The following is a 22,539-nucleotide window of genomic DNA, read 5'->3' on the forward strand; positions in this document are numbered from 1 at the left end:
TCACAAGGAACAATTTCAAAAAACAGCTCCTCATGTTTATTGAATATTGTGACTTGTGACCGAGGAATTGGCAGGAGAACACCGTTTACCAAGAAGTCGTAAGCCTGCCGTTTCACTCGAAACCATAAGGAGTAATTTCAAAAAACAGCTCTTCATATTTTATGAATATTGTACTTGTGATTCGGAGTTGGCAAGGAAACATTGTTTATTCAAAAAAAGAGTGGTGACACAACATGTGTCACCACTCTTTTTTAGTATTTTTAAGATTCAACTGAATAGTTTGGTGCTTCTTTCGTGATTTGTACATCATGAGGGTGTGATTCTTTTAATCCGCTGCCGCTCATTTGGATGAATTGCGCTTCATCACGTAATTGCTGTAAATTGGCTGCCCCAACATAACCCATTCCTGAACGCAAACCGCCGATCATTTGGAAAATAATGTCTGCAACACTTCCTTTGTAAGCAACCCGACCTTCGATTCCTTCTGGTACTAATTTATTTGCTTCATTGACACTACCTTGGAAGTAACGGTCTTTTGAACCTTTCTCCATCGCGCCTAATGAACCCATACCTCGGTATGTTTTGAATCGACGTCCTTGGAAGATTTCGAATTCACCTGGTGATTCATCTGTCCCCGCCAACATGCTGCCTAGCATAACTGCATGTCCGCCGGCAGCTAATGCTTTGACGATGTCACCAGAGTACTTGATTCCTCCGTCTGCAATAATCGCTTTGCCATATTGACGAGCAACTGATGCTGCATCATAGATAGCTGTGAGCTGAGGTACACCTACACCGGCTACCACACGTGTCGTACAAATCGATCCTGGTCCGATACCGACTTTTACGACATCCACCCCTGCATCATATAAAGCTTTTGTCGCTTCAGCCGTCGCAACGTTCCCAGCAATCAATGTTGCATCTGCAAAAGTTGAACGGATTTCTTGGATTTTTCGGATTACACCTGCACTATGTCCATGAGCTGTATCGATGATGATTGCATCTACCCCTGCTTCTAATAAAGCATTCGCACGCTCGAATGTATCGCTTGTTACACCAACAGCTGCTGCTACAAGCAATCGACCATGTTCATCTTTTGCTGCATTTGGAAATTCGATCACTTTCTCGATATCTTTGATCGTGATCAATCCGCTTAAACGACCTTCGTTATCAACGATTGGTAATTTTTCGATTTTATGTTTTTGCAAAATCTTTTCTGCATCTTTTAGAGAGGTACCTACTGGGGCAGTCACTAAGTTGTCTTTTGTCATCACATCAGCAATCGGCATGTGATAATCTGTTACAAAACGCATGTCACGGTTTGTAATGATCCCTACCAATTTTCTATTTTCAAGTGTTTCAACGATTGGCACGCCACTGATACGGTATTTGCTCATCAATTCTTCTGCATCTGCTACAAGATTCTGTGGCGTTAAGAAGAACGGATCAATGATGACGCCACTTTCAGAACGTTTGACTTTTCTTACTTCATCCGCTTGCTGGCTGATCGTCATGTTTTTATGGATTACACCTAATCCGCCTTGTCTTGCCATAGCGATGGCCATCTTGCTGTCGGTAACGGTATCCATACTTGCACTGATGATTGGAATATTCAACTTAATATTTTTAGCTAATTGTACGCTCATATCCACTTCGTTTGGTAACACGTGACTTTCTGCTGGTATCAATAAGACATCATCAAAAGTAAATCCTTTTTTCGTGAACTTTGTTTCCCAGTTGGACATTTTTAGTACCACTCCTCTAATTTAGTTTATCTATTAAAATAATTGATTTTTTCATTTAAGTCAATGATCTACATGGAATCAAATTAGCTTTCTCATAGAATACCAATATAAATCGCTTACATCTGTGTATATACTAAAAGAGAGTGCGACAGAAGTGGTTAGCTGATTGAACACCGTTTAGTGGAGAGGTTGTGAAAAAGCTGTTATGCATCAAGTAATAAGAACTGCCAAACAAAAATAGCTCCTCATATTTTTCGTTTGGTTGGGCTTATTACCGCAGATGCAAGCTTTTGAACACCGTTTATTCGAAAAAAGGAGCTGCGACAAGACTTTTGTCACAGCCCCTTACTATTATTTAACTATGGATAAACGGAATGAGGTCCTTTACTACCTCTCAATATTTAGTAAAGCTACTGCTCTGCTTTCTGGTTTATCTTCTTGGAACGGATAAACTTCCAATGATCCCATACTTTTTCTTCAAGTAGTAACGGACGGCTAAAGCAGCTGCTCCGATGATGATAACTACTATCGGATCTAATACTGGATTGATAACTGGCGGCAATAGCGTTGTCGCAGAAAACAGCACGACCCAAAGAAGTGTCGTTCCACCTAGGATAAGCAATGTTTTACCCATTCCTGGTTTCTTGCTTCGATCTGCTCCCGGATATTCATACTGATAGATGTACTTGTACATCATATAAAAGACCCAGCCACCGATTGCAGAACCTAGAACGAGTGTAGAGAAGCCATAAGCTGGCGTTGTTCCACGTGAAAACAATCCGGTAATCGCGATCATGATACTTAATAGACCAAGCAGTAGTAATGTATTATCCAACCACATCAATAAAGGGGTCGATGTATTTTGTATTTCTGCTGGTTTATTGATGATTGCTTCCGTTCTTTCAGAGACTGTCCCGAACAATTGGCGAGCTGTTTTTCCGCCTTTTTGTTCTGCAACTAAAGTAGGCAGAATGTCATGAAGGGCTTTTACTTTTTCTTCTTCAGACAAATTCGCTGCTTCTAAAGATTTTTTCAAATCAAAAATGTACTGTTGATTTCTTTTGGTTAATTTTGTTTCTAAACTATTGTTTTCTTTTACGATTTCTCGTAATTGTTCTGGTTCCATTATCTAATAGTCCTCCTTAGCCGTTCCTTTTCTCAACGGTCGTCACAAAAGACATTCTACCATATTCTACAGCTAGTTTGATAGCCCTTTTACACATTAAAGCGGAATAACATTACGTCGCCGTCTTGTACAACATAATCTTTTCCTTCTAATCGAACACGCCCAGCTTCTTTTGCTGCATGCATGTTTCCATAATGATCCAAGTCTTCAAAAGAGACAGTTTCCGCACGGATAAATCCGCGTTCGAAATCTGAATGGATGATTCCTGCTGCTTGCGGCGCTTTGATTCCTTTTTTGAATGTCCAAGCACGTACTTCTTGTTCCCCAGCAGTAAAGTAAGTAGCTAAGCCTAACAAATCATAAGCGGCACGGATCAACTGATCCAAACCTGATTCTTCGATTCCTAAAGCTTCTAGAAATTCTGCTTTGTCTTCTTCATCTAATTCTGCGATTTCTTCTTCTGCACGAGCACTGACCACGATCACTTCTGCATTTTCTTCTGCCGCAAAGTTGCGCACTTCTTGTACATAATGATTCGCACCTGCATCTGCCACATCATCTTCTGACACATTTGCTACGTAAAGAATTGGTTTTGTCGTCAATAAGAATAGTGATTTAACGATTTTTTGTTCTTCTTCTGTGAATTCGATCGTTCGAGCAGATTTTCCTTCTTCCAGTACAGGTTTGATTTTGTCCAATACAGCTAGCTCTGCCACTGCATCTTTATCTTTGGTTTTAGCAACTTTTGCTACACGAGTATAGCGTTTGTTGATCGATTCCAAGTCTGCTAACACTAGTTCCAAGTTGATTGTATCAATATCTTCTAGTGGATCGACGCGTCCTTCTACGTGAGTGATATTATCATCATCAAAACAGCGGACAACGTGACAAATAGCATCTACTTGGCGGATATGGCTTAAGAATTGATTCCCCAAACCTTCTCCTTTACTAGCGCCTTTTACGATCCCAGCAATATCTGTAAATTCAAAAGTCGTCGGAACAGTTTTTTTCGGATGTACAAGTTCTGTTAAGCGTTGCAAACGCCAGTCAGGTACTTCTACCATCCCTACGTTGGGGTCGATCGTTGCAAAGGGATAGTTTGCTGCTTCTGCTCCTGCTTTTGTGATCGCATTAAACAAAGTTGATTTTCCTACGTTGGGCAACCCAACAATTCCAGCAGTCAATGCCATAAATTTATTCACTCTTTCTCTGCATTTTTTTCAATTACTTTTTTTAATTTCTTTTCAAAATCTCGACGGGTCATCATGACGATATGTCCGCAATTCATACATCTGATTTTGATATCTGCGCCCATTCGAATGACTTCCCAGCGGTTCGTCTGGCAAGCGTGAGGTTTTTTCATTTCAACGATATCGTGCAAGTCGTACATAAAAATAGCCTCCTTTTTGTTTATTCTTCATCAAATTGAATATTCAAGATATCAAGAATTCGTGTCAAATCTTTTTGAGAAAGGTATTCGATCTCAATCTTACCTTTCCCGTTTTTTTCTTGGATAGCTACGCTCGTACCGAATTTATCCATCAAACGATCTTCGCTTTCTCGGATATAATAGGGTTTTTCCTTTGCTAGCCTTGGGATTTTTTTCTTTTCTTTTCCATCGTTTTGATTTAATTCAGAAACGATCTGTTCCAGTTGGCGGACAGTTAAATTTTCAGTTACTGCACGATTGGCTAATTTCAAGATCAATGATTTGTTTTTCAAGCCTAACAGCGTACGAGCTTGTCCCATAGATAAACGTTGATCTTGCACCATTTCCTTAACAAGATCTGGTAAAGAAAGCAAGCGCAAATAATTGGCGATATAAGGTCTGCTCTTTCCTAAACGACTAGCCACTTCTGCTTGTGTCAGTTTCAGATTTTTCATCAGCATTTCATACGCTTCTGCTTCTTCTAATGGATTCAGATCTTCCCGTTGCAGGTTTTCCAACACGGCTACTTGCATCATTGCTTCTTCGTCAAAGTCTCTGACGATAGCAGGGATCGTTTCTTTTTCAGCTAGTTTGGACGCTCGAAAACGTCTTTCCCCTGCGATGATCTCATATCCTTTTACTGCAGAACGGCGTACGATGATTGGTTGGAAGACGCCTGATTGTTCAATAGAATTAGCTAGTTCTTGCAAAGATACTTCTTCAAATGTCTTACGAGGCTGATACGGATTTGGACGCAGCTCATTCAATGGCAACTGGACCACGGTATCATCTTTTACATCCACCGTCTCTAAGTTTTCTAAATCTTGGAACAATGCATCGATTCCTCGGCCTAATCCTTTACTTTTCTTCACGACTTACCACTTCCTTTGCCAATGCTTGGTAGACTTCAGCTCCCCGAGAACGTGGATCGTAGTCGATGATCGGTTTTCCATGACTAGGTGCTTCTGATAAACGAATATTTCTTGGGATGATTGTTTCATAGACTTTTTCGCGGAAGTATTTGCGTACTTCTTCTACGACTTCATTTCCCAGATTTGTTCGTGCATCATACATGGTCAGCAAGACACCTTCTATTTCCAATTCTGGATTGAAGTGCTTTTGGACTAAACGAACCGTATTCAGTAATTGGCTTAATCCTTCCAATGCGTAATATTCACACTGAACAGGTATCAAAATCGAATCACTTGCTGTAAATGAATTGATTGTCAAATGGCCAAGAGAAGGCGGACAGTCGATCAAAATATAATCATACTGGCTGCTGACTTCTGCTAAAGATCCTTTTAATCTTGATTCTCTTGCCATCATTGATGTCAATTCGATCTCTGCTCCTGCTAATTGGAGAGTCGCAGGCACAATACTCAAATTTTCATGTTCAGTGATCAACGTCGCCTCATCAATTGGCAATTCATTGACTAGAACGTCATAGATGTCTTTTGTCACATCGGGTTTTCTGATCCCGACACCACTGGTAGCATTTCCTTGTGCATCCATATCCACTAGCAATACTTTTTTGCCAAGGCTGGCAAGACAAGCACCTAGATTTACCGTCGTCGTTGTTTTGCCGACGCCACCTTTTTGGTTCGCAACAGATATTATTTGTGCCATCTCTTCTCCTCCTATTTGATTGGCTGCTTATTAGGCAGACCGGGCTTTCTTGGGTATTTCTTTGGGGTTATTTTCTTTTTTTGAATGACGATAATATGCCGTTGGTCAGAGACATTCGGCAAGGTAACTGCCTCTTCTTTGAGGAATTTACCACCTAATAAAGCAATCGCTTGTTTTGCTTCTGTCAGTTCCTCTTCACTTTTTGCTGCTTTCAATGCATAAAAATAGCCTTCTTGTTTAGCCAAGGGCAAACACAATTCTGCTAACACATTCAAACGAGCAACTGCACGAGCAGTGACAAGGTCAAATGATGCACGAAATTGAGGATTTTGTCCAAATGTTTCTGCCCGGTCATGATATAAGGAAGCATCGATTCCTAATAATCGAGTTAGTTCAGACAAGAAGGTTATTCGTTTATTCAGAGAATCAACAATCGTTATCTGCAATTCGGGAAAGGCAATTTTTAAAGGTACGCTAGGAAATCCTGCTCCTGAACCGACATCGCATAAAGATAAAGGTTGCGTAAAGTCTACTTCAAATGCTAACGTAAGCGAATCGTAAAAATGCTTCAGGTATACGTCTTTTTCATCCGTAATGGCTGTAAGATTCATTTTTTCGTTCCATTCGACTAATGTCCGATAATAGATAGCAAATTGTTCCATTTGATGATCGGTAAGCTCTATCCCTTTTTCTGCCAAAGATTGGCGAAATTCTTCTGGTATCATAATTATTCCTTTCATTGTGAAACAGCAATTGTTTCACAGATTCTCTCCCTACTTTAACGCAAAATTCCAAGACATGCAATCCTTCCATATGGATTCTTAAAAATTTGAAAAGTAAGAAACGCCGATAGATTTTTTCTTTCTATTATGGCACTCATAAAATACACATAGAAGAGAGAACTAGCTTTGAGCAATTTCTGCAAAAACTGGTTCTCTCTTCTATTTATTATTACGTATTACGCTGGTTCACTGACTTTCGCAATCTTCCCTTGTTCGATATAGACCATTAAGATGCTTAGATCTGCAGGATTTACCCCGCTGATCCGGCTAGCTTGGGCAATTGTTTCTGGTTGGATTTTCTGCAATTTTTGTTTTGCTTCTGTTGCTAATCCGTTGATTGCTGCGTAGTCGATGTTTTCTGGAATCTTTTTCGCTTCCATGCGTTTTAATTTTTCTACTTTTTCCATGGCTTTTTTGATGTAGCCTTCATATTTGATTTGGATTTCTACTTGTTCGATTTCTTTTCGTGTTAATTCTTCATTCTCTGGAATAAACCGTAGAAGATCTGCATAAGTAATCTCAGGGCGTCTTAAAAAGTCGCTTGCTAGTACGCCATCTTTTAGAGGTGCCGCATTAATCGTCGCTAAAAAGGCTTGAACTTCTTCTGTTGGTTTGATCCGTACATTCATCAAACGTTTGATTTCTTGTTCAACTGCTTCTTTTTTCTTCAAATAAGCCTTGTATTGGTCCTCTTTTACTAAGCCCACACGGTGACCCATTTCTGTCAATCGCAAATCTGCATTATCATGACGTAAAAGCAGACGGTATTCAGCACGTGAAGTCAGCAAACGGTAAGGCTCGTTCGTTCCTTTTGTCACCAAATCATCGATCATGACACCGATGTAACCATCACTTCGTTTGATCACTAAAGGCTCTTTTCCTTGAACTTTCAAAGCTGCATTGATACCAGCAATCAGTCCTTGTCCAGCCGCTTCTTCATACCCGCTTGTACCATTTGTTTGTCCAGCTGTATAAAGATTTTCAACGACTTTAGTTTCTAATGTCGGACGGAGTTGGTGTGGTTCTACTACGTCATATTCGATAGCATATCCTGTACGCATCATTTCTACTTTTTCCAAACCGGCGATGGAATGAAGCATGTCGACTTGGACATCTTCTGGTAAAGAAGTAGATAACCCTTGAACATAGACTTCTTCTGTGTTCAAGCCTTCTGGTTCTAAAAATAGTTGGTGACGTGGTTTGTCTGCAAAACGCACAATCTTATCTTCGATGGATGGACAATAGCGAGCGCCTACCCCTTCAACGATCCCTGTAAACATTGGGGCACGATGTAAGTTGTCTCGAATGATTTGGTGAGTCGTCTCACCTGTATAGGTCAGCCAGCAAGATTCCTGATCTAGTTTATAGGCACTATCTGGTGTACTAAAGCTAAAATGATTCGGCTCTTTGTCACCAGGTTGTTCTTCTGTAACAGAATAATCGATTGTACTTGATTTTACTCGAGGCGGTGTTCCTGTTTTGAACCGTTCGATAGCAAAGCCAAGTTCTTTTAGATGATTCGCTAGTCCAATAGAAGGTTGAGAGTTATTCGGACCTGATGAATATTTCAATTCACCGATAATGATTTCTCCGCGAAGTGCTGTTCCGGCTGTAATAACAACTGCTTTTGCCCGGTAGCTCGCTCCTGTGGAAGTCACTACACCATGACAAACACCATCTTCGACGATCAGTTCTTCGACGATTCCTTGTCTTAACGTCAAATTTGGTTCTTTTTCGATTGTATGTTTCATTTCTGTTGAATAAGCATGTTTGTCTGCTTGTGCTCGCAATGCTCGGACAGCTGGACCTTTTCCTGTGTTCAACATACGCATTTGGATATAGGTTTTATCGATATTCTTACCCATTTCTCCACCTAGCGCATCGATTTCTCGAACAACAACGCCTTTAGCTGGTCCGCCTACAGAAGGATTACATGGCATGAATGCTACCATATCCAAATTTATTGTCAGTAATAACGTTTTTGAGCCCATACGTGCAGCAGCAAGTGCAGCTTCTGAACCGGCATGTCCTGCGCCGACAACGATCACGTCATACGCATCTGCTTCATAATGTTTCAATCGTTTGTTCCTCCTTTTATTTTCCTAAACAAAATTGACTGAATAATTGAGTGATCAATTCATCTTGTACACTGTCGCCAACCACTTCTCCTAGATAGTCCCAGCAACGCGTCATATCGATTTGAACGAGATCCACAGGCATTCCTGCATCAATACCTGCAATGACTTCTTCAAGTGACAGAGAAGCTTTTTCTAATAATGCGATATGGCGGGTATTGGAAACATAAGTAGCGTCTCTTTCTCCTGTTTCTCCGCTGAAGAATAAATCAGAAATAGCTGATTCCAAACGATCTAGTCCGTCGTTTTTAGCTACGGAAATTGAAAAAACTGGTTCATTTTCGATCCATTTGTTCAATTTTTCTTGTTCCAACTGTGCTGGCAAATCTGTTTTATTTAGAAGAATGATCCGTTTCAATCCACTTGTCGCTTCCAGTAATTGTTCATCTTCTGCTGTCAGTGGTTCGCTTTGGTTTAGAACAAGTAAGATCAAGTCTGCTTCTGCTAATGCTTTACGGCTTCTTTCGACCCCGATACGTTCCACCACATCTTCTGTTTCCCGAATTCCAGCTGTATCGATTAACTTGAGCGGTACCCCCCGAACATTGACATACTCTTCGATTACATCTCGAGTCGTTCCTGCAATGTCCGTAACGATTGCTTTTTCTTCTCTTAACAAATGGTTTAACAAGCTTGATTTGCCGACATTTGGCCGGCCGATGATCGCCGTACTTAACCCTTCCCGCAGAACCTTTCCTTGCTTGGACGTAGCAAGTAGTGCTTGGATTCTTTGTTGGATCATCTGTGCTTTTTCAAGCAATAACTTCGTAGTCAATTCTTCGACGTCGTCATATTCCGGATAATCAATATTTACTTCTACTTGAGCTAATGTCTCTAAAATCTCTTGTCTCAATGAGCGGATCAAAGCAGACAGATTGCCGTCTAACTGATTAAGGGCTAACCCCATTGCTTTGTCTGTTTTTGCCCGAATCAAATCCATCACAGCTTCTGCCTGTGAAAGGTCAACACGACCATTCAAGAATGCTCGTTTTGTGAATTCGCCTGGCTCAGCTAATCTTGCCCCTTCTCTTAACAATAACTGCAAAATTTGATTGACTACGACGATTCCGCCGTGACAATTGATTTCTACTACATCTTCTCGCGTAAATGTCTTTGGTGCTCTCATCACAGAGACCATGACTTCATCGACTAGCTGATCGCTCTTAGGATCAACGATATGTCCATAATGAATCGTATGGCTTGGTACTTCTGATAGTCGTTTATTCCCAGAATGATAAACTTTATCTGCTAGTTGCACAGCTTGATCGCCACTTAAACGAACGATACTGATTGCCCCTTCTCCAGGCGGGGTAGAAATTGCCGCAATCGTATCAAATTCTAAAGTAATTTCAGCCATTTTTTCACTTCCTTTTTCATTTTGCGCACAAAAAAAGTGCCCACTCCACCCTTTATGCATAATAAACGGTGAACTTCGCACTTTGACTGCTTGTTCTTGATTAAATTCTGGTCATAGGTTATCACACTTGCTATAAGGAATCAAGTGTTTAAAACAAGTTATATGAAGTTGTACCTCACCTGATTCCATTACCTTACATTTAATTGACTTTGGATGTCTCTTTGTGTTCTTTGGTTTATTCGAAGAGAAAATACTGTATAAACAAGGCTTTATCTTTCTTAAAAAAAACGGTACACTAAATGGTAGCGCTGTCTAAACTATACACTTTTGAAAGGAGAAAATATGTGAGCCCGTTCAGATCTGCTGCATTGGAAGAAGAAAGTGATCCTCGGATCAACGATGTTGTTTTATCTACAGGAAATATCAATCAAAAATATATCGTCCGCGATATCGTTTTTGTTGTGGAATGCTTAGAAGCTGATTTGTTTGACCCAGCTTTTCCCAAAGAGGATCTTTTCTTGACAACGAAGAGGAAATTAAAGATGAAGGTTCTTGAATATGGTGCGAATGCGGTGATCAACTGTCATTTTGAGTATCAGCAAAGAAATCGGGATGGAAAGTATTTTCTGGAACTTTTTGCTTATGGAACAGTGATCCAATTTATCCAAACGACGATTGGTTAAATGAAACAGGTACAAAAAAAGCGGAGCAAAACTGAAAACAGTTTCGTTCCGCTTTTTTCTATCAAAGTTAGTGACTACTTCATCGTATACTCTGATAAGAATGATTTCTAGTAAAATATACTTGGTTTGAAAAACTTTGTCAACGTGATTTATTCAAAAAGTAATGGAATCAATAATATTTTTTAGCAGGTTCAACTACTAAGTAACGATAAGGTTCCTCACCTTCCGAATGTGTTTTTACATGTTCATCTTTACTTAATGCAGCATGGATTTGTTTACGTTCAAAGGCAGGCATTGGTTCTAAGAAAACAGGCTGTCCTGTCCGTTTTACTTTTTCAGCCGTGCGATCAGCTAAACGCTGAATGATCTCTTGGCGCTTTTCACGGTAATTGCCTACATTGACCACTACAGATAGCTTATTTCTTGCTAAACGATGGATGAAGACTTGTGCCAGATATTGCAATGCATTCAGCGTTTTTCCATGTTTCCCAATCAGTAACCCTTGCTTTTGTGTTTCTAAATGGAAAACGACCATATTATTGGATTCTCTTTCCATTTTGACAAGAGCTGGAGCATCAAGCTGTTTTGAAATTTCAGTAAGATAGACTGCCAATTCCGTTAAAGCTGCTTCATCCCCTAGCTCACTTACTTCTTCTGTTTTTTCTTCAAGAATCGTTTCGTTGACTACCTCGATCTCAGCTGTTGGTTCTTCTTCTAAAATCTCTTCTACCGTCTGTTCTACTGTTTCAGAAATTTTTTCACTGATACTTGGCTGGATCGAAAGCCGTGCATTTTTTCGGCCCATTCCTAGGAAACCTTTTTTTCCTTCTTCCAGTATTTCGATTTCAACTTGGTCTTTGGCCAAACCCAAATCAGCTAGACCTAGTTGAACAGCTTCATCTATTGTTGCAGCTTCATAAATCGGCATTAGCATTCCCTCCCCTATTATTTCCGTTTTTTCTTAGGATTCATTGCTTTCTTCAATGCACGTTCTCTTTCGCGGATTTTACGTGCTTCTTCTTCCCGTTCTTTTCGAATTTTGAAAGGATTGTTGATCAGCAGCGTTTGTACAACTTGGAAGGCATTGGAAACCACCCAGTATAATGAAAGACCGCTGGCTAAATTGACACCCATCACTAAAATCATTACAGGCATCACGAAATTCATGATCTTCATTGATGCATTCGATTCAATCTGACTCATGCTAGATAAATACGTACTTGCAAAAGTAAAGATTGCTGCTAGAATCGGCAAGATAAATGTTGGATCCGCGTTCCCTAAGTTCAACCATAAGAAATGGCCTTGTTTCAACTCAGGTACACGGGAAATAGATTGCCATAACGCCATCAAGATTGGCATTTGTACCAATAAAGGAAGACAACCAGCATATGGATTGACTCCATTTTCCGCATATAAACGCTGTTGCTCTTCTCTTAATTTACTTTGTGTTTCTGGGTCTCTTGAACTATATTGTTGCTGCAGTGCTTTTAATTTCGGTTGTAATTCTTGTGTCTTGCGCATGCTCTTTGTTTGGAAATGCATCAGCGGCAACAAGATCACACGGATGATCAATGTAAATAAAATGATCCCTATCCCTGCATTACCAAATGACAACGCCTTGATCGCCTCAGCAAAGTAATAAACAATATAACGATCCCAAATTCCTGTACTTTGTGCGCTGACTTCCCCAGTTCCGCAACCGGATAAGACGATGACCAAACTAACGATACCGGCCATCAAAAGTAAACGTTTGTATTTCTTCACTTACTCTTTTCCTCTCTGTCGATTATTTTTGCAAGTTTTAAGACGTGGACTAAATTGGAGCGAACCTCATCATAAGTCAGCCCCTTCACACTTGGTCTAGCAATCACAATAAAATCCAACTCCGGATCAATCTCTTCTTTTATAGAATAAACTGCTGCTCGGATTTTTCGTTTGACTTCATTGCGGCTTACCGCGTTGCCGACCTTTTTTCCTACAGATAAACCAACTCGAAAATGAGGCTGTCCCGGTTTTTTCAAACGGTAAACGACGAATTTGCGGTTAGCAAAAGAATCTCCCGTATGAAACACGGCTTGAAACTCTCGTTCTTTTTTTACTCGATACGCTTTTCTCATTAGTTTTCTTTCCTTTTCTATCTCTCACTTACGCTCATAATCATACCATAATTACGATTGTCCTTTCATCATTTCCCTAAAAAAGAGTATAAAAAAAACCACTGAAACCCCAGTGGCCTAAGCTGAAAGAACTTTTCTTCCTTTACGACGACGGCTAGCTAACACACGACGTCCATTTTTAGTACTCATACGTTTACGGAATCCGTGAACTTTTTGACGTTTACGTTTATTTGGTTGGTATGTTCTTTTCATATATTCCACCTCCAAAATGTTCTTATCTATTTTATAAACACAGACATACTTTGATAGTATAACGACAAAGTAGTGATTTTGTCAATATAAAATAGAAGATCGATTGTCAAAACTTATCCACAAGATTATTTTTTTCTATGGGAATCCCATGTGGAAAAAGTTATGCACAGGAATTATCCACAAATAATAACGAGGCACTTTTACACAGAAAACACACGTGTAAAAAAAGTAATCCACAACCAGGCATTTTTCTGTGCATTTCGTCCCTAAACTATTGATAAATATATATTTGTTATCCACAGGTATAGGAGGAAATCTCGTGATTTTTACGAGTTGTCCACCTGTGCATTAGTGGTGTGGAAAACTTTTTTTGACAGCTGTGTTTTTCTCTTTTTTTTATTTGTCGATTATGTGGATAATTGTAATTAAAAAATTTTTTTCTTCGGTTTCTGTGGAAAACTATTGAAAAAAATGCTAAATTAGTACTAGTTATTCACTTTTTAATGAAGGAGGAGGCCTTATATGGTATCCCTCGATGCTTTATGGAATGAATTAAAAGCAACATACCAAAAGGATTTATCGCCTGCTAGCTATAATACATGGATTGAAACAGCGAACCCTCGAACTCTTGATCAAAACCAGCTCGTTGTTGAGGTTCCTAGCAAGATTCATAAAGAATATTGGGAAAAAAACCTGGCAACAAAAATCGTTGAAGTCGGTTATATGCTATCAGGAAATGAGATTATCCCTCGCTTTATTACTGGCGAAGAAGCAGAGCAAGAAGAAGTTGTAGAAGAGAAAAATCCAAAAGTTGCGGCACCTAGTCCGCTAAAAAAAGCCATGCTGAATCCTAAATATACCTTTGATACGTTTGTCATTGGTAAAGGAAACCAGATGGCTCATGCAGCAGCGCTCGTTGTAGCAGAAGATCCAGGTTCTATTTATAACCCGCTCTTCTTTTATGGAGGCGTAGGACTTGGCAAGACTCACTTGATGCATGCAATCGGTCATCAAATGCTGCAAAGTCAGCCTAATGCCAAAGTAAAATATGTAAGCAGTGAAACTTTTGCTAATGATTTCATCAATTCGATCCAAAACAAAACAGCAGAAGAATTCCGTCAAGAATATCGAAATGTTGATTTACTATTAGTAGATGATATTCAATTTTTCGCAGAAAAAGAAGCTACGCAAGAGGAGTTTTTCCATACTTTCAATGCCTTGTACAATGAAGGTAAACAAATCGTTCTAACCAGTGATCGGTTGCCAAACGAGATTCCGAAATTACAAGAACGCCTTGTTTCTCGCTTTGCATGGGGGCTGTCTGTTGATATTACGCCACCGGACCTTGAAACAAGAACAGCGATTTTGCGTAAAAAAGCAGCAGCTGAACGTCTAGAGATCCCAGATGACACGCTGAGCTATATCGCAGGTCAAATTGATTCTAATATTCGTGAATTAGAAGGGGCACTTGTTCGAGTACAGGCTTTTGCTGCAATGAATAGTGAAGATATTTCGACTAGTCTAGCTGCAGATGCGCTGAAAACGTTAAAATCAGGAAAAGGACATCCTCAATTGTCGATTTTGCAGATCCAAGAAGAAGTGGCAAAGTATTATCACATCCAATTGAAAGATCTCAAAGGAAAGAAACGCGTCAAATCTATTGTTGTTCCTAGACAAATCGCTATGTACTTGGCACGTGAGCTCACAGATAATTCATTACCGAAAATTGGAGCTGAATTCGGCGGCAAGGATCATACAACGGTTATCCATGCCCATGAGAAGATCCAGCAGCTGATGGATTCTAGTGTCAGCATGCAAAATGAAGTATCAGAAATCAAAAACTTTTTACTAAATTAATTTGTCGATTCTACCAACTGAAAATAGCATGTGGATAAAAGAAAAAAACAAGCAAAAGTTATACACACTTTTTCCACAGCTGTTTTTTCGTTTCTCTCTTGCGTTTTTTGAGTTTTCCACAGAATCAACATGCCCTATTACTTTTATTATTCTTTTTAACTAATAATAAATAAACAAACATTCAAAGGAGATACATCATGAAAGTTACTTTAAATCGAGCTAGCTTTATGCAGGAATTGCAAACTGTTCAACGAGCTATTTCAAGCAAAACCACTATCCCTATTTTGACAGGTGTAAAAATCACACTGACACAAGAAGGTTTGACTTTGACGGGGAGCAACGCTGATATATCAATTGAAACTTTTTTGTCTGTTGAAAACGAAAAAGCAAATATGCAAATCGAATCTACCGGATCAATTGTTTTACAAGCTCGTTTCTTTAGCGAAATCATTCGAAGACTTCCTGAAGAAACATTTACTTTAGAAGTATTAGAAAATAAACAAGTAGCGATCACTTCTGGAAAAGCGAATTTTATCGTGAATGGATTAGATGCAGATAATTATCCTCATCTTCCTGTTGTCGAAAGCCACAACCAGATAAAATTACCAGTACACGTATTGACTAAACTAATCAACGAAACAGTTTTTGCTGTGTCGCAGCATGAGAGTCGTCCGATCTTGACGGGTGTGCATTTTATTTTATCTGATCATTCTTTATTAGCTGTAGCTACTGACTCTCACCGTCTAAGTCAACGCGTGATCCCAGTAGAACAAACGGCTGATCATTTTGATATTGTTATTCCTGGGAAAAGTTTGATCGAATTGTCTCGCTCACTGACAAATGAAGAAGAAATCGTCGAAATCAGCATTATGGAAAACCAAGTCTTGTTCAAAACGGAAACAATGTATTTCTATTCCCGCTTGTTAGAAGGAAACTATCCTGATACCAATCGTTTGATCCCATCAAGCTTTAATACAGAGGTCGAATTTTCTGTTCCTAGTTTTCTAGCGGCAATCGAACGTGCTTCTTTACTTTCTCATGAAGGCCGCAACAATATCGTTCGTTTATCCATCCGTCCAGATGCGGTTGTTTTATACGGAAATTCTCCAGAAATCGGGAAAGTAGAAGAAAGCTTGAGCTATACAGCAAGCAGTGGCGATCCATTGGAGATTTCTTTCAACCCGGATTATATGAAAGCAGCGTTGCGTGCATTTGGAGATATGAGTATCAAGGTAAAATTTATTTCCGCTATTCGACCATTCACGTTGGAACCAACGGAAGATGGCGTTCAATTTATCCAATTGATCACTCCTGTACGTACAAATTAACAAAGATTTTCAAAGATATTGAAAATTTAATTGAAAAGAATTAGAAAAAATAAAATTTAAACAGAAGGCCCTAAAATCTCTTTTAAGGCTTTCTGTTTATTTTTGTTTAAATCACCTTTTTTAGATTAAATCGTCTTATATGGAAAAATATATGGATAAATTTGTTTTATTGCGGAAAAAAAGGTATAATAGAGTATACTTTTAATAATGAAAATGAGGGATGGACATTGAAACAACAAGTCATTCTAAATACGGAATTCATGACGTTGGGTCAAATGCTGAAAGAAGCCACCGTTATCGGTAGTGGCGGACAAGCAAAATGGTATTTGGCAGAAAACACTGTGTTAGTCGATGGCGAGCCGGAAAATCGTCGTGGACGCAAGCTTTATCCCGGTATGATGGTTGAAGTTCCAGAAGTAGGAACTTTTTTTATGGTAAAAAAAGGAAACGACGATAATGAGGCTGAATAAGCTGTATTTAAAAAATTATCGAAATTACGAAGAGCTGAACATCGAATTTTCCAAGAATCTGGTCATTTTTTTAGGTGAAAATGCGCAGGGAAAAACGAATCTTTTGGAAAGTATCTATGTATTGGCTATGACGCGAAGCCATCGGACAAGTAGTGAGCAGGAATTGATTGGTTGGAATGACGATCAGGCAATGATCCAAGGAGAGATCACAAAAGGTTCATCCACTCTCCCATTAGAAATCTTATTATCTAAAAAAGGCCGAAAAACCAAGATCAACCATATCGAACAAAAAAAGTTAAGTACTTACGTGGGACAAATGAATGTCATTTTATTTGCACCAGAGGATCTTTCGTTAGTAAAAGGCAGCCCGCAGATCAGGCGGAAATTTTTAGATATGGAATTAGGTCAGATCAATCCAATCTATCTTTATGATCTTGTCCAATACCAAGCGATTTTGAAGCAAAGAAACCAGTACTTGAAGCAACTGAATGAAAAAAAACAAACTGATTTGCTTTATTTGGATATTTTGTCCGAACAACTAGCAGCGTTTGGCAGCAAAGTATTGAAAGCAAGAGCACAGTTTATCAAGCGATTGGAGTTTTGGGCTAATTCTTTACATCAGCAAATCACACATCACAAAGAGCAGTTGGAAATCGAGTATCTCACCGCAGTCGATTCTTTAGAAACACATACGCAAGAACAAATCCAAGAACAATTTCTCGCACTTTTGAATCAAAATAAAAAGAAAGACCTTTTTCGGGGAACGACGACAGTTGGTCCTCATCGTGACGATCTTTCCTTTTTTATTAATCAGAAAAACGTGCAGACTTATGGATCGCAAGGACAGCAAAGAACGACTGCTCTAAGTGTCAAATTAGCAGAAATCGATTTGATCAAAGAAGAGACAGGGGAATACCCGATCCTATTATTAGATGATGTGATGAGCGAGCTGGATGATAATCGTCAGCTCCATCTGCTGGAAACAATCGAAGGAAAAGTTCAAACGTTCTTAACAACGACGACACTTGACCATGTAAAAAATAAAATGACTGTTGAACCTGAGATTTTTTATGTTCGACAAGGGAAACTAAAAGGAGAAGAAACTGAATGACAGAAGAAAGAAGTTTAGTAGAACGCGCTAAAGAATATGATGCCAGTCAGATTCAAGTACTTGAAGGACTTGAAGCCGTTCGTAAACGACCTGGTATGTATATCGGTTCGACTAGTTCTGAAGGTCTGCATCACCTTGTTTGGGAAATCGTCGATAATTCGATCGATGAAGTATTAGCAGGTTTTGCAACAAAAATCCATGTGATTATAGAAAAAGACAACAGTATCACTGTTATTGACGATGGACGGGGGATACCAGTGGATATCCAAGCAAAAACCGGACGTCCTGCAGTTGAAACGGTCTTTACTGTTTTACATGCTGGAGGAAAATTCGGCGGTGGCGGGTACAAAGTTTCCGGTGGTCTTCATGGAGTGGGATCTTCCGTCGTAAACGCACTTTCTACGCAACTTGATGTCAAAGTATACAAAGAAGGAAATGTGTACTATCAAGAGTATCGTCGTGGAGCTGTAGTGGACGACTTAAAGATCATTGAACAAACGGATCGCCATGGAACAACGGTTCACTTTACGCCAGATCCTGAAATTTTTACAGAGACAACTGAGTTTGATTTTTCAAAATTGGCTACCCGAATCCGTGAACTAGCTTTCTTGAACCGCGGGATGCGTATTTCGATTGAGGACAAAAGAGAAGAAGAACCAGTCATCAATGAATACCATTACGATGGCGGGATCAAAAGTTATGTCGAATACTTGAATGCAAACAAAACCGTGATTTTCCCAGAACCTGTATATTTGGAAGGTGAGCAGCAAGATATCGCAGTTGAAGTCTCTATGCAATATACAGACGGCTACCATTCCAATATCATGAGTTTTGCCAACAATATCCATACGTATGAAGGCGGAACACATGAATCAGGATTCAAGACTGCATTAACTCGGGTGATCAATGATTATGCCCGAAAACAAAAGCTGATGAAAGAAAATGATGACAACTTGACTGGTGAAGACGTGCGAGAAGGATTGACAGCTGTTATTTCTATTAAGCATCCTGACCCTCAATTCGAAGGACAAACAAAAACAAAATTGGGCAATTCCGAAGTACGGACAGTCACTGATCGGTTATTTAGCGAGCATTTCATGAAATTCTTGCTGGAAAATCCAAGTGTGGGCCGTCAAATCGTTGAAAAAGGATTATTAGCTTCCAGAGCTCGTCTAGCAGCGAAACGTGCGCGTGAAGTAACGAGACGTAAAGGTGCTTTAGAGATCAGTAATCTGCCAGGAAAATTAGCAGACTGCTCTAGCAACGATCCTGAAAAATGCGAATTGTTCATCGTCGAAGGAGATTCGGCCGGCGGATCAGCTAAGCAAGGTCGTAATCGAGAATTTCAAGCCATCTTGCCTATTCGTGGGAAAATCTTGAATGTTGAAAAAGCAAGCATGGACAAGATCTTGGCAAATGAAGAGATTCGGTCTTTATTTACTGCTATGGGTACAGGGTTTGGAGAAGATTTCGATGTATCGAAAGCTCGTTATCATAAATTAGTGATCATGACTGATGCCGATGTCGATGGTGCACATATCCGTACATTGCTGCTGACTCTTTTTTACCGTTACATGCGTCCAATTGTTGAAGCTGGTTATGTCTATATTGCTCAGCCACCTTTATACGGGGTAAAACAAGGGAAGAATATCACGTATGTACAACCAGGAAAGAATGCAGAAGAAGAGTTGAAACAAGTCGTTGCTTCACTTCCTGCCTCACCAAAACCAAGTGTTCAGCGGTATAAAGGACTTGGAGAAATGGATGATCATCAACTATGGGAAACAACTATGGACCCAAGTAATCGAATGATGGCCCGCGTCAGCGTGGATGATGCTATCGCGGCAGACCAGATATTTGAAATGTTGATGGGGGATCGAGTAGAACCTCGTCGTGCATTCATCGAGGAAAATGCACATTACGTGAAGAACTTAGATATTTAATCATGAAGGAGGAAAAAGAATGAGTGAAGAAATCAGAGAAAACATCCATGATGTCAATCTAACCAGCGAAATGAAAGACTCCTTCATCGATTATGCGATGAGTGTTATTGTCGCACGTGCACTGCCTGATGTCAGAGATGGTCTGAAACCCGTTCATCGCCGTATTTTATACGGCATGAACGAATTAGGTGTGACACCGGATAAAGCCCATAAAAAATCTGCCAGAATCGTCGGAGATGTCATGGGTAAATACCATCCTCATGGGGATAGTGCAATCTATGAGTCAATGGTACGGATGGCGCAGCCATTTAGCTACCGTTATATGCTAGTGGATGGTCATGGAAACTTTGGTTCTGTTGACGGTGACGGTGCCGCTGCTATGCGTTATACCGAAGCACGGATGAGCAAAATCGCTACAGAAATGCTGCGTGATATCAATAAGAACACTGTTGATTTCCAAAGCAACTATGATGACACAGAAAAAGAACCCGTTGTATTACCTGCTCGCTTCCCTAATCTTTTGGTGAACGGAACGACGGGGATCGCCGTGGGTATGGCAACGAATATCCCACCTCATAATTTGTCTGAGGTAGTAGCGGCTATCGATTTGCTGATGGATAATCCTGATGTGACGACCAATGAATTGATGGAAGTATTACCTGGACCAGATTTTCCAACAGGTGGCTTGGTCATGGGAAAATCAGGAATCCGAAGAGCGTATGAAACAGGTAAAGGTTCTATTACCGTACGTGCAAAAGTTGAGATCACTGAGATGCCAAATGGCAAAGAACGGATCCTCGTGACGGAATTACCTTATATGGTCAATAAAGCAAAATTGATTGAACGGATTTCTGAGTTGCACAGAGACAAGCGTATCGAAGGAATTACGGATTTGCGGGATGAATCTTCCCGTGAAGGCATGCGAATTGTCATTGACGTTCGTCGTGACGCCAGCGCATCAGTTATTTTGAATAACTTATACAAATTGACATCCTTGCAGAATTCATTTGGATTCAATATGTTGGCAATCGAAAAAGGCGTGCCGAAAGTTTTAAGTTTGAAACAAATCCTTGAAAACTATATCGAACATCAACGCGAAGTCATCACACGACGGACGGTCTTTGAAAAAGAAAAAGCAGAAGCAAGAGCACACATCTTAGAAGGTTTGCGTATTGCTTTGGATCATATCGATGAAATCATTGCGATTATCCGCGGGTCTAAATCAGATGACGAAGCAAAAGCAACAATGATCGAACGGTTCGATTTATCCGATCGCCAATCACAAGCTATCTTAGATATGCGTTTGCGTCGATTGACCGGTTTGGAACGGGAAAAAATCGAAAATGAATACCAAGAACTATTGAAACTGATTGAAGATTTGACTGACATTCTGGCAAGACCCGAACGTGTCACAGAAATCATCAAGAATGAATTAGCAGACTTGAATCAACGATTTGGTGATAAACGACGCACAGAATTACTAGTCGGTGAGGTCTTAAGTCTAGAAGATGAAGATTTGATTGAAGAAGAAGAAATCGTTATTACATTGACAAACAATGGTTATATCAAACGTTTGGCAAATAATGAATTCAGAGCTCAACGAAGAGGCGGGCGTGGTGTCCAAGGAATGGGTATCCACAATGACGACTTCGTCAAGAATCTAGTTTCTTGTTCTACCCATGATACATTGTTATTCTTTACGAATAACGGAAAAGTGTATCGGGCAAAAGGATACGAAATTCCAGAATACGGGCGTACAGCCAAAGGAATCCCAATCATCAATTTGCTGGGTATCGACTCGAGTGAAAGCATCCAAGCAATTATTGCGGTGACGGGAGAAGCAGAAGAAGGCCACTATCTCTTCTTTACGACGCGTCAAGGTACAGTTAAACGTACGTCTGTCACTGCTTTCGCTAACATCCGAAGCAATGGCCTGATTGCAATTGGTTTGAAAGAAGATGACGAATTAGTCAATGTTCTATTGACAGACGGACAGTCAAATATCATCATTGGCACACATAACGGTTACTCTGTGACCTTCAAAGAAGAAGCAGTCCGCGATATGGGACGTACAGCTTCCGGCGTCAGAGGGATACGTCTGCGTGAGGAAGATTACGTCGTTGGGGCAGCCCTGATGAAGGAAGACCAAGAAGTACTAGTGATTACAGAAAAAGGTTACGGAAAACGGACCAAAGTATCGGAATATCCAGTGAAAGGCCGCGGAGGTAAAGGAATCAAAACGGCGAATATCACTGAAAAAAATGGTCCACTAGCCGGATTGACCACTGTTTCTGGAAATGAAGACATCATGCTGATTACAGATAAAGGTGTGATTATCCGTTTCAACGTATCGACTGTTTCTCAAACTGGACGTTCAACATTGGGTGTACGTTTGATGAAGATGGAAGCTGATACGAAAGTCGTCACAATGGCAGCAGTCGAGCCAGAAGCGGTAGAACAAACAGTTGAAGAGCAAGCAACAGAAGAATAATCATAAAGATGAAGTGTTTAAGTTAGCAAGGAGGTTGTGACAGAAGTGGGCAACTTCAAGAAATAAGAAGGAATTTACGAAAATTGC

The 22,539-nt window shown here is 40.0% G+C and carries 20 protein-coding genes; 7 read left to right on the top strand and 13 right to left on the bottom strand.

The window, feature by feature from the left end; all coding sequences use genetic code 11:
• Window positions 1-260: 260 nt before the first annotated feature.
• The 9 genes from guaB to mnmE form a co-directional block, all read right to left on the bottom strand.
• Complete coding sequence (gene guaB, locus HMPREF2961_RS05095) at window positions 261-1,745, bottom strand: IMP dehydrogenase (protein WP_002315471.1); 1,485 nt, start codon at window positions 1,743-1,745, stop codon at window positions 261-263.
• Between the two features lie 430 nt (window positions 1,746-2,175).
• Window positions 2,176-2,871, bottom strand: a complete 696-nt coding sequence (locus HMPREF2961_RS05100) for a DUF1129 domain-containing protein (RefSeq protein WP_002293104.1) — start codon at window positions 2,869-2,871, stop codon at window positions 2,176-2,178.
• A gap of 89 nt (window positions 2,872-2,960) precedes the next feature.
• Window positions 2,961-4,061: a redox-regulated ATPase YchF gene (gene ychF / locus HMPREF2961_RS05105; protein WP_070704125.1), complete on the bottom strand. Its 1,101-nt coding sequence runs from the start codon at window positions 4,059-4,061 to the stop codon at window positions 2,961-2,963.
• 8 nt (window positions 4,062-4,069) lie between these two features.
• Window positions 4,070-4,261 carry a DUF951 domain-containing protein gene (locus tag HMPREF2961_RS05110; protein WP_002293106.1) on the bottom strand — a complete coding sequence of 64 codons (192 nt, stop codon included), beginning with the start codon at window positions 4,259-4,261 and terminating at the stop codon, window positions 4,070-4,072.
• A 20-nt stretch (window positions 4,262-4,281) separates the two neighbouring features.
• Window positions 4,282-5,172, bottom strand: a complete 891-nt coding sequence (locus HMPREF2961_RS05115; RefSeq protein WP_002293107.1) for a ParB/RepB/Spo0J family partition protein — start codon at window positions 5,170-5,172, stop codon at window positions 4,282-4,284.
• Window positions 5,159-5,926 (bottom strand): ParA family protein, encoded by a 768-nt coding sequence (locus HMPREF2961_RS05120; protein WP_002293108.1) that lies wholly within the window; start codon window positions 5,924-5,926, stop codon window positions 5,159-5,161. Before HMPREF2961_RS05120 ends, HMPREF2961_RS05115 begins: the two co-directional genes overlap by 14 nt.
• A gap of 11 nt (window positions 5,927-5,937) precedes the next feature.
• Complete coding sequence (rsmG, locus tag HMPREF2961_RS05125; RefSeq protein ID WP_002293109.1) at window positions 5,938-6,651, bottom strand: 16S rRNA (guanine(527)-N(7))-methyltransferase RsmG; 714 nt, start codon at window positions 6,649-6,651, stop codon at window positions 5,938-5,940.
• 233 nt (window positions 6,652-6,884) lie between these two features.
• Complete coding sequence (gene mnmG / locus HMPREF2961_RS05130) at window positions 6,885-8,786, bottom strand: tRNA uridine-5-carboxymethylaminomethyl(34) synthesis enzyme MnmG (RefSeq protein ID WP_002293110.1); 1,902 nt, start codon at window positions 8,784-8,786, stop codon at window positions 6,885-6,887.
• 16 nt (window positions 8,787-8,802) lie between these two features.
• Window positions 8,803-10,200 (bottom strand): tRNA uridine-5-carboxymethylaminomethyl(34) synthesis GTPase MnmE, encoded by a 1,398-nt coding sequence (gene mnmE / locus HMPREF2961_RS05135; RefSeq protein WP_002315472.1) that lies wholly within the window; start codon window positions 10,198-10,200, stop codon window positions 8,803-8,805.
• Window positions 10,201-10,499: 299 nt separating this feature from the next.
• Between mnmE and HMPREF2961_RS05140 the strand changes: the two genes are divergently transcribed.
• Window positions 10,500-10,883 (top strand): hypothetical protein, encoded by a 384-nt coding sequence (locus tag HMPREF2961_RS05140; RefSeq protein ID WP_002315473.1) that lies wholly within the window; start codon window positions 10,500-10,502, stop codon window positions 10,881-10,883.
• A gap of 169 nt (window positions 10,884-11,052) precedes the next feature.
• Here the strand turns inward: HMPREF2961_RS05140 and jag are convergent, their stop codons facing one another.
• From jag to rpmH, 4 genes are all read right to left on the bottom strand, one after another.
• Window positions 11,053-11,811: an RNA-binding cell elongation regulator Jag/EloR gene (jag, locus tag HMPREF2961_RS05145; RefSeq protein ID WP_002293118.1), complete on the bottom strand. Its 759-nt coding sequence runs from the start codon at window positions 11,809-11,811 to the stop codon at window positions 11,053-11,055.
• Between the two features lie 17 nt (window positions 11,812-11,828).
• A complete protein-coding gene (locus HMPREF2961_RS05150) occupies window positions 11,829-12,647 on the bottom strand; it encodes a YidC/Oxa1 family membrane protein insertase (RefSeq protein WP_002309900.1) in 819 nt (272 codons plus the stop codon).
• Window positions 12,644-13,000, bottom strand: a complete 357-nt coding sequence (gene rnpA, locus HMPREF2961_RS05155) for a ribonuclease P protein component (RefSeq protein WP_002293120.1) — start codon at window positions 12,998-13,000, stop codon at window positions 12,644-12,646. The genes HMPREF2961_RS05150 and rnpA overlap by 4 nt, the downstream gene beginning before the upstream one ends.
• Before the next feature lie 117 nt (window positions 13,001-13,117).
• Entirely contained in the window at window positions 13,118-13,252 is a 135-nt protein-coding gene (gene rpmH / locus HMPREF2961_RS05160) for a 50S ribosomal protein L34 (RefSeq protein ID WP_002293121.1), read from the bottom strand.
• A gap of 522 nt (window positions 13,253-13,774) precedes the next feature.
• On the opposite strand from rpmH, the gene dnaA reads away from it, so the two are divergent.
• The 6 genes from dnaA (at window position 13,775) to gyrA (ending at window position 22,452) form a co-directional block, all read left to right on the top strand.
• Window positions 13,775-15,109, top strand: a complete 1,335-nt coding sequence (dnaA, locus tag HMPREF2961_RS05165; protein WP_002293122.1) for a chromosomal replication initiator protein DnaA — start codon at window positions 13,775-13,777, stop codon at window positions 15,107-15,109.
• Between the two features lie 197 nt (window positions 15,110-15,306).
• The gene (gene dnaN, locus HMPREF2961_RS05170; protein WP_070704127.1) at window positions 15,307-16,437 is read left to right on the top strand and encodes a DNA polymerase III subunit beta; all 1,131 of its coding nucleotides are present in this window, start codon (window positions 15,307-15,309) and stop codon (window positions 16,435-16,437) included.
• A gap of 227 nt (window positions 16,438-16,664) precedes the next feature.
• Complete coding sequence (gene yaaA, locus HMPREF2961_RS05175) at window positions 16,665-16,907, top strand: S4 domain-containing protein YaaA (RefSeq protein ID WP_002293125.1); 243 nt, start codon at window positions 16,665-16,667, stop codon at window positions 16,905-16,907.
• Window positions 16,894-18,018 carry a DNA replication/repair protein RecF gene (gene recF / locus HMPREF2961_RS05180; RefSeq protein WP_002293126.1) on the top strand — a complete coding sequence of 375 codons (1,125 nt, stop codon included), beginning with the start codon at window positions 16,894-16,896 and terminating at the stop codon, window positions 18,016-18,018. Before yaaA ends, recF begins: the two co-directional genes overlap by 14 nt.
• On the top strand, window positions 18,015-19,961 hold the full coding sequence (gyrB, locus tag HMPREF2961_RS05185) for a DNA topoisomerase (ATP-hydrolyzing) subunit B (RefSeq protein WP_002288364.1): 1,947 nt from the start codon (window positions 18,015-18,017) through the stop codon (window positions 19,959-19,961). The genes recF and gyrB overlap by 4 nt, the downstream gene beginning before the upstream one ends.
• A gap of 19 nt (window positions 19,962-19,980) precedes the next feature.
• Window positions 19,981-22,452: a DNA gyrase subunit A gene (gene gyrA, locus HMPREF2961_RS05190; protein WP_002293127.1), complete on the top strand. Its 2,472-nt coding sequence runs from the start codon at window positions 19,981-19,983 to the stop codon at window positions 22,450-22,452.
• The last annotated feature ends 87 nt before the right edge of the window (window positions 22,453-22,539 follow it).

Origin of the sequence: Enterococcus sp. HMSC076E04 (assembly GCF_001814285.1) — a bacterium.
In the GTDB taxonomy this organism is placed as follows: Bacteria; Bacillota; Bacilli; order Lactobacillales; family Enterococcaceae; genus Enterococcus_B; species Enterococcus_B lactis.

Bases quoted from the DNA above. Each gene is read 5' to 3' on its own strand.
- guaB (WP_002315471.1), bottom strand. From the start codon at position 1,745: ATGTCCAACTGGGAAACAAAGTTCACGAAAAAAGGATTTACTTTTGAT.
- HMPREF2961_RS05100 (WP_002293104.1), bottom strand. From the start codon at position 2,871: ATGGAACCAGAACAATTACGAGAAATCGTAAAAGAAAACAATAGTTTA.
- ychF (WP_070704125.1), bottom strand. From the start codon at position 4,061: ATGGCATTGACTGCTGGAATTGTTGGGTTGCCCAACGTAGGAAAATCA.
- HMPREF2961_RS05110 (WP_002293106.1), bottom strand. From the start codon at position 4,261: ATGTACGACTTGCACGATATCGTTGAAATGAAAAAACCTCACGCTTGC.
- HMPREF2961_RS05120 (WP_002293108.1), bottom strand. From the start codon at position 5,926: ATGGCACAAATAATATCTGTTGCGAACCAAAAAGGTGGCGTCGGCAAA.
- rsmG (WP_002293109.1), bottom strand. From the start codon at position 6,651: ATGATACCAGAAGAATTTCGCCAATCTTTGGCAGAAAAAGGGATAGAG.
- mnmE (WP_002315472.1), bottom strand. From the start codon at position 10,200: ATGGCTGAAATTACTTTAGAATTTGATACGATTGCGGCAATTTCTACC.
- HMPREF2961_RS05140 (WP_002315473.1), top strand. From the start codon at position 10,500: ATGGTAGCGCTGTCTAAACTATACACTTTTGAAAGGAGAAAATATGTG.
- jag (WP_002293118.1), bottom strand. From the start codon at position 11,811: ATGCCGATTTATGAAGCTGCAACAATAGATGAAGCTGTTCAACTAGGT.
- rnpA (WP_002293120.1), bottom strand. From the start codon at position 13,000: ATGAGAAAAGCGTATCGAGTAAAAAAAGAACGAGAGTTTCAAGCCGTG.
- rpmH (WP_002293121.1), bottom strand. From the start codon at position 13,252: ATGAAAAGAACATACCAACCAAATAAACGTAAACGTCAAAAAGTTCAC.
- dnaA (WP_002293122.1), top strand. From the start codon at position 13,775: ATGGTATCCCTCGATGCTTTATGGAATGAATTAAAAGCAACATACCAA.
- dnaN (WP_070704127.1), top strand. From the start codon at position 15,307: ATGAAAGTTACTTTAAATCGAGCTAGCTTTATGCAGGAATTGCAAACT.
- recF (WP_002293126.1), top strand. From the start codon at position 16,894: ATGAGGCTGAATAAGCTGTATTTAAAAAATTATCGAAATTACGAAGAG.
- gyrB (WP_002288364.1), top strand. From the start codon at position 18,015: ATGACAGAAGAAAGAAGTTTAGTAGAACGCGCTAAAGAATATGATGCC.
- gyrA (WP_002293127.1), top strand. From the start codon at position 19,981: ATGAGTGAAGAAATCAGAGAAAACATCCATGATGTCAATCTAACCAGC.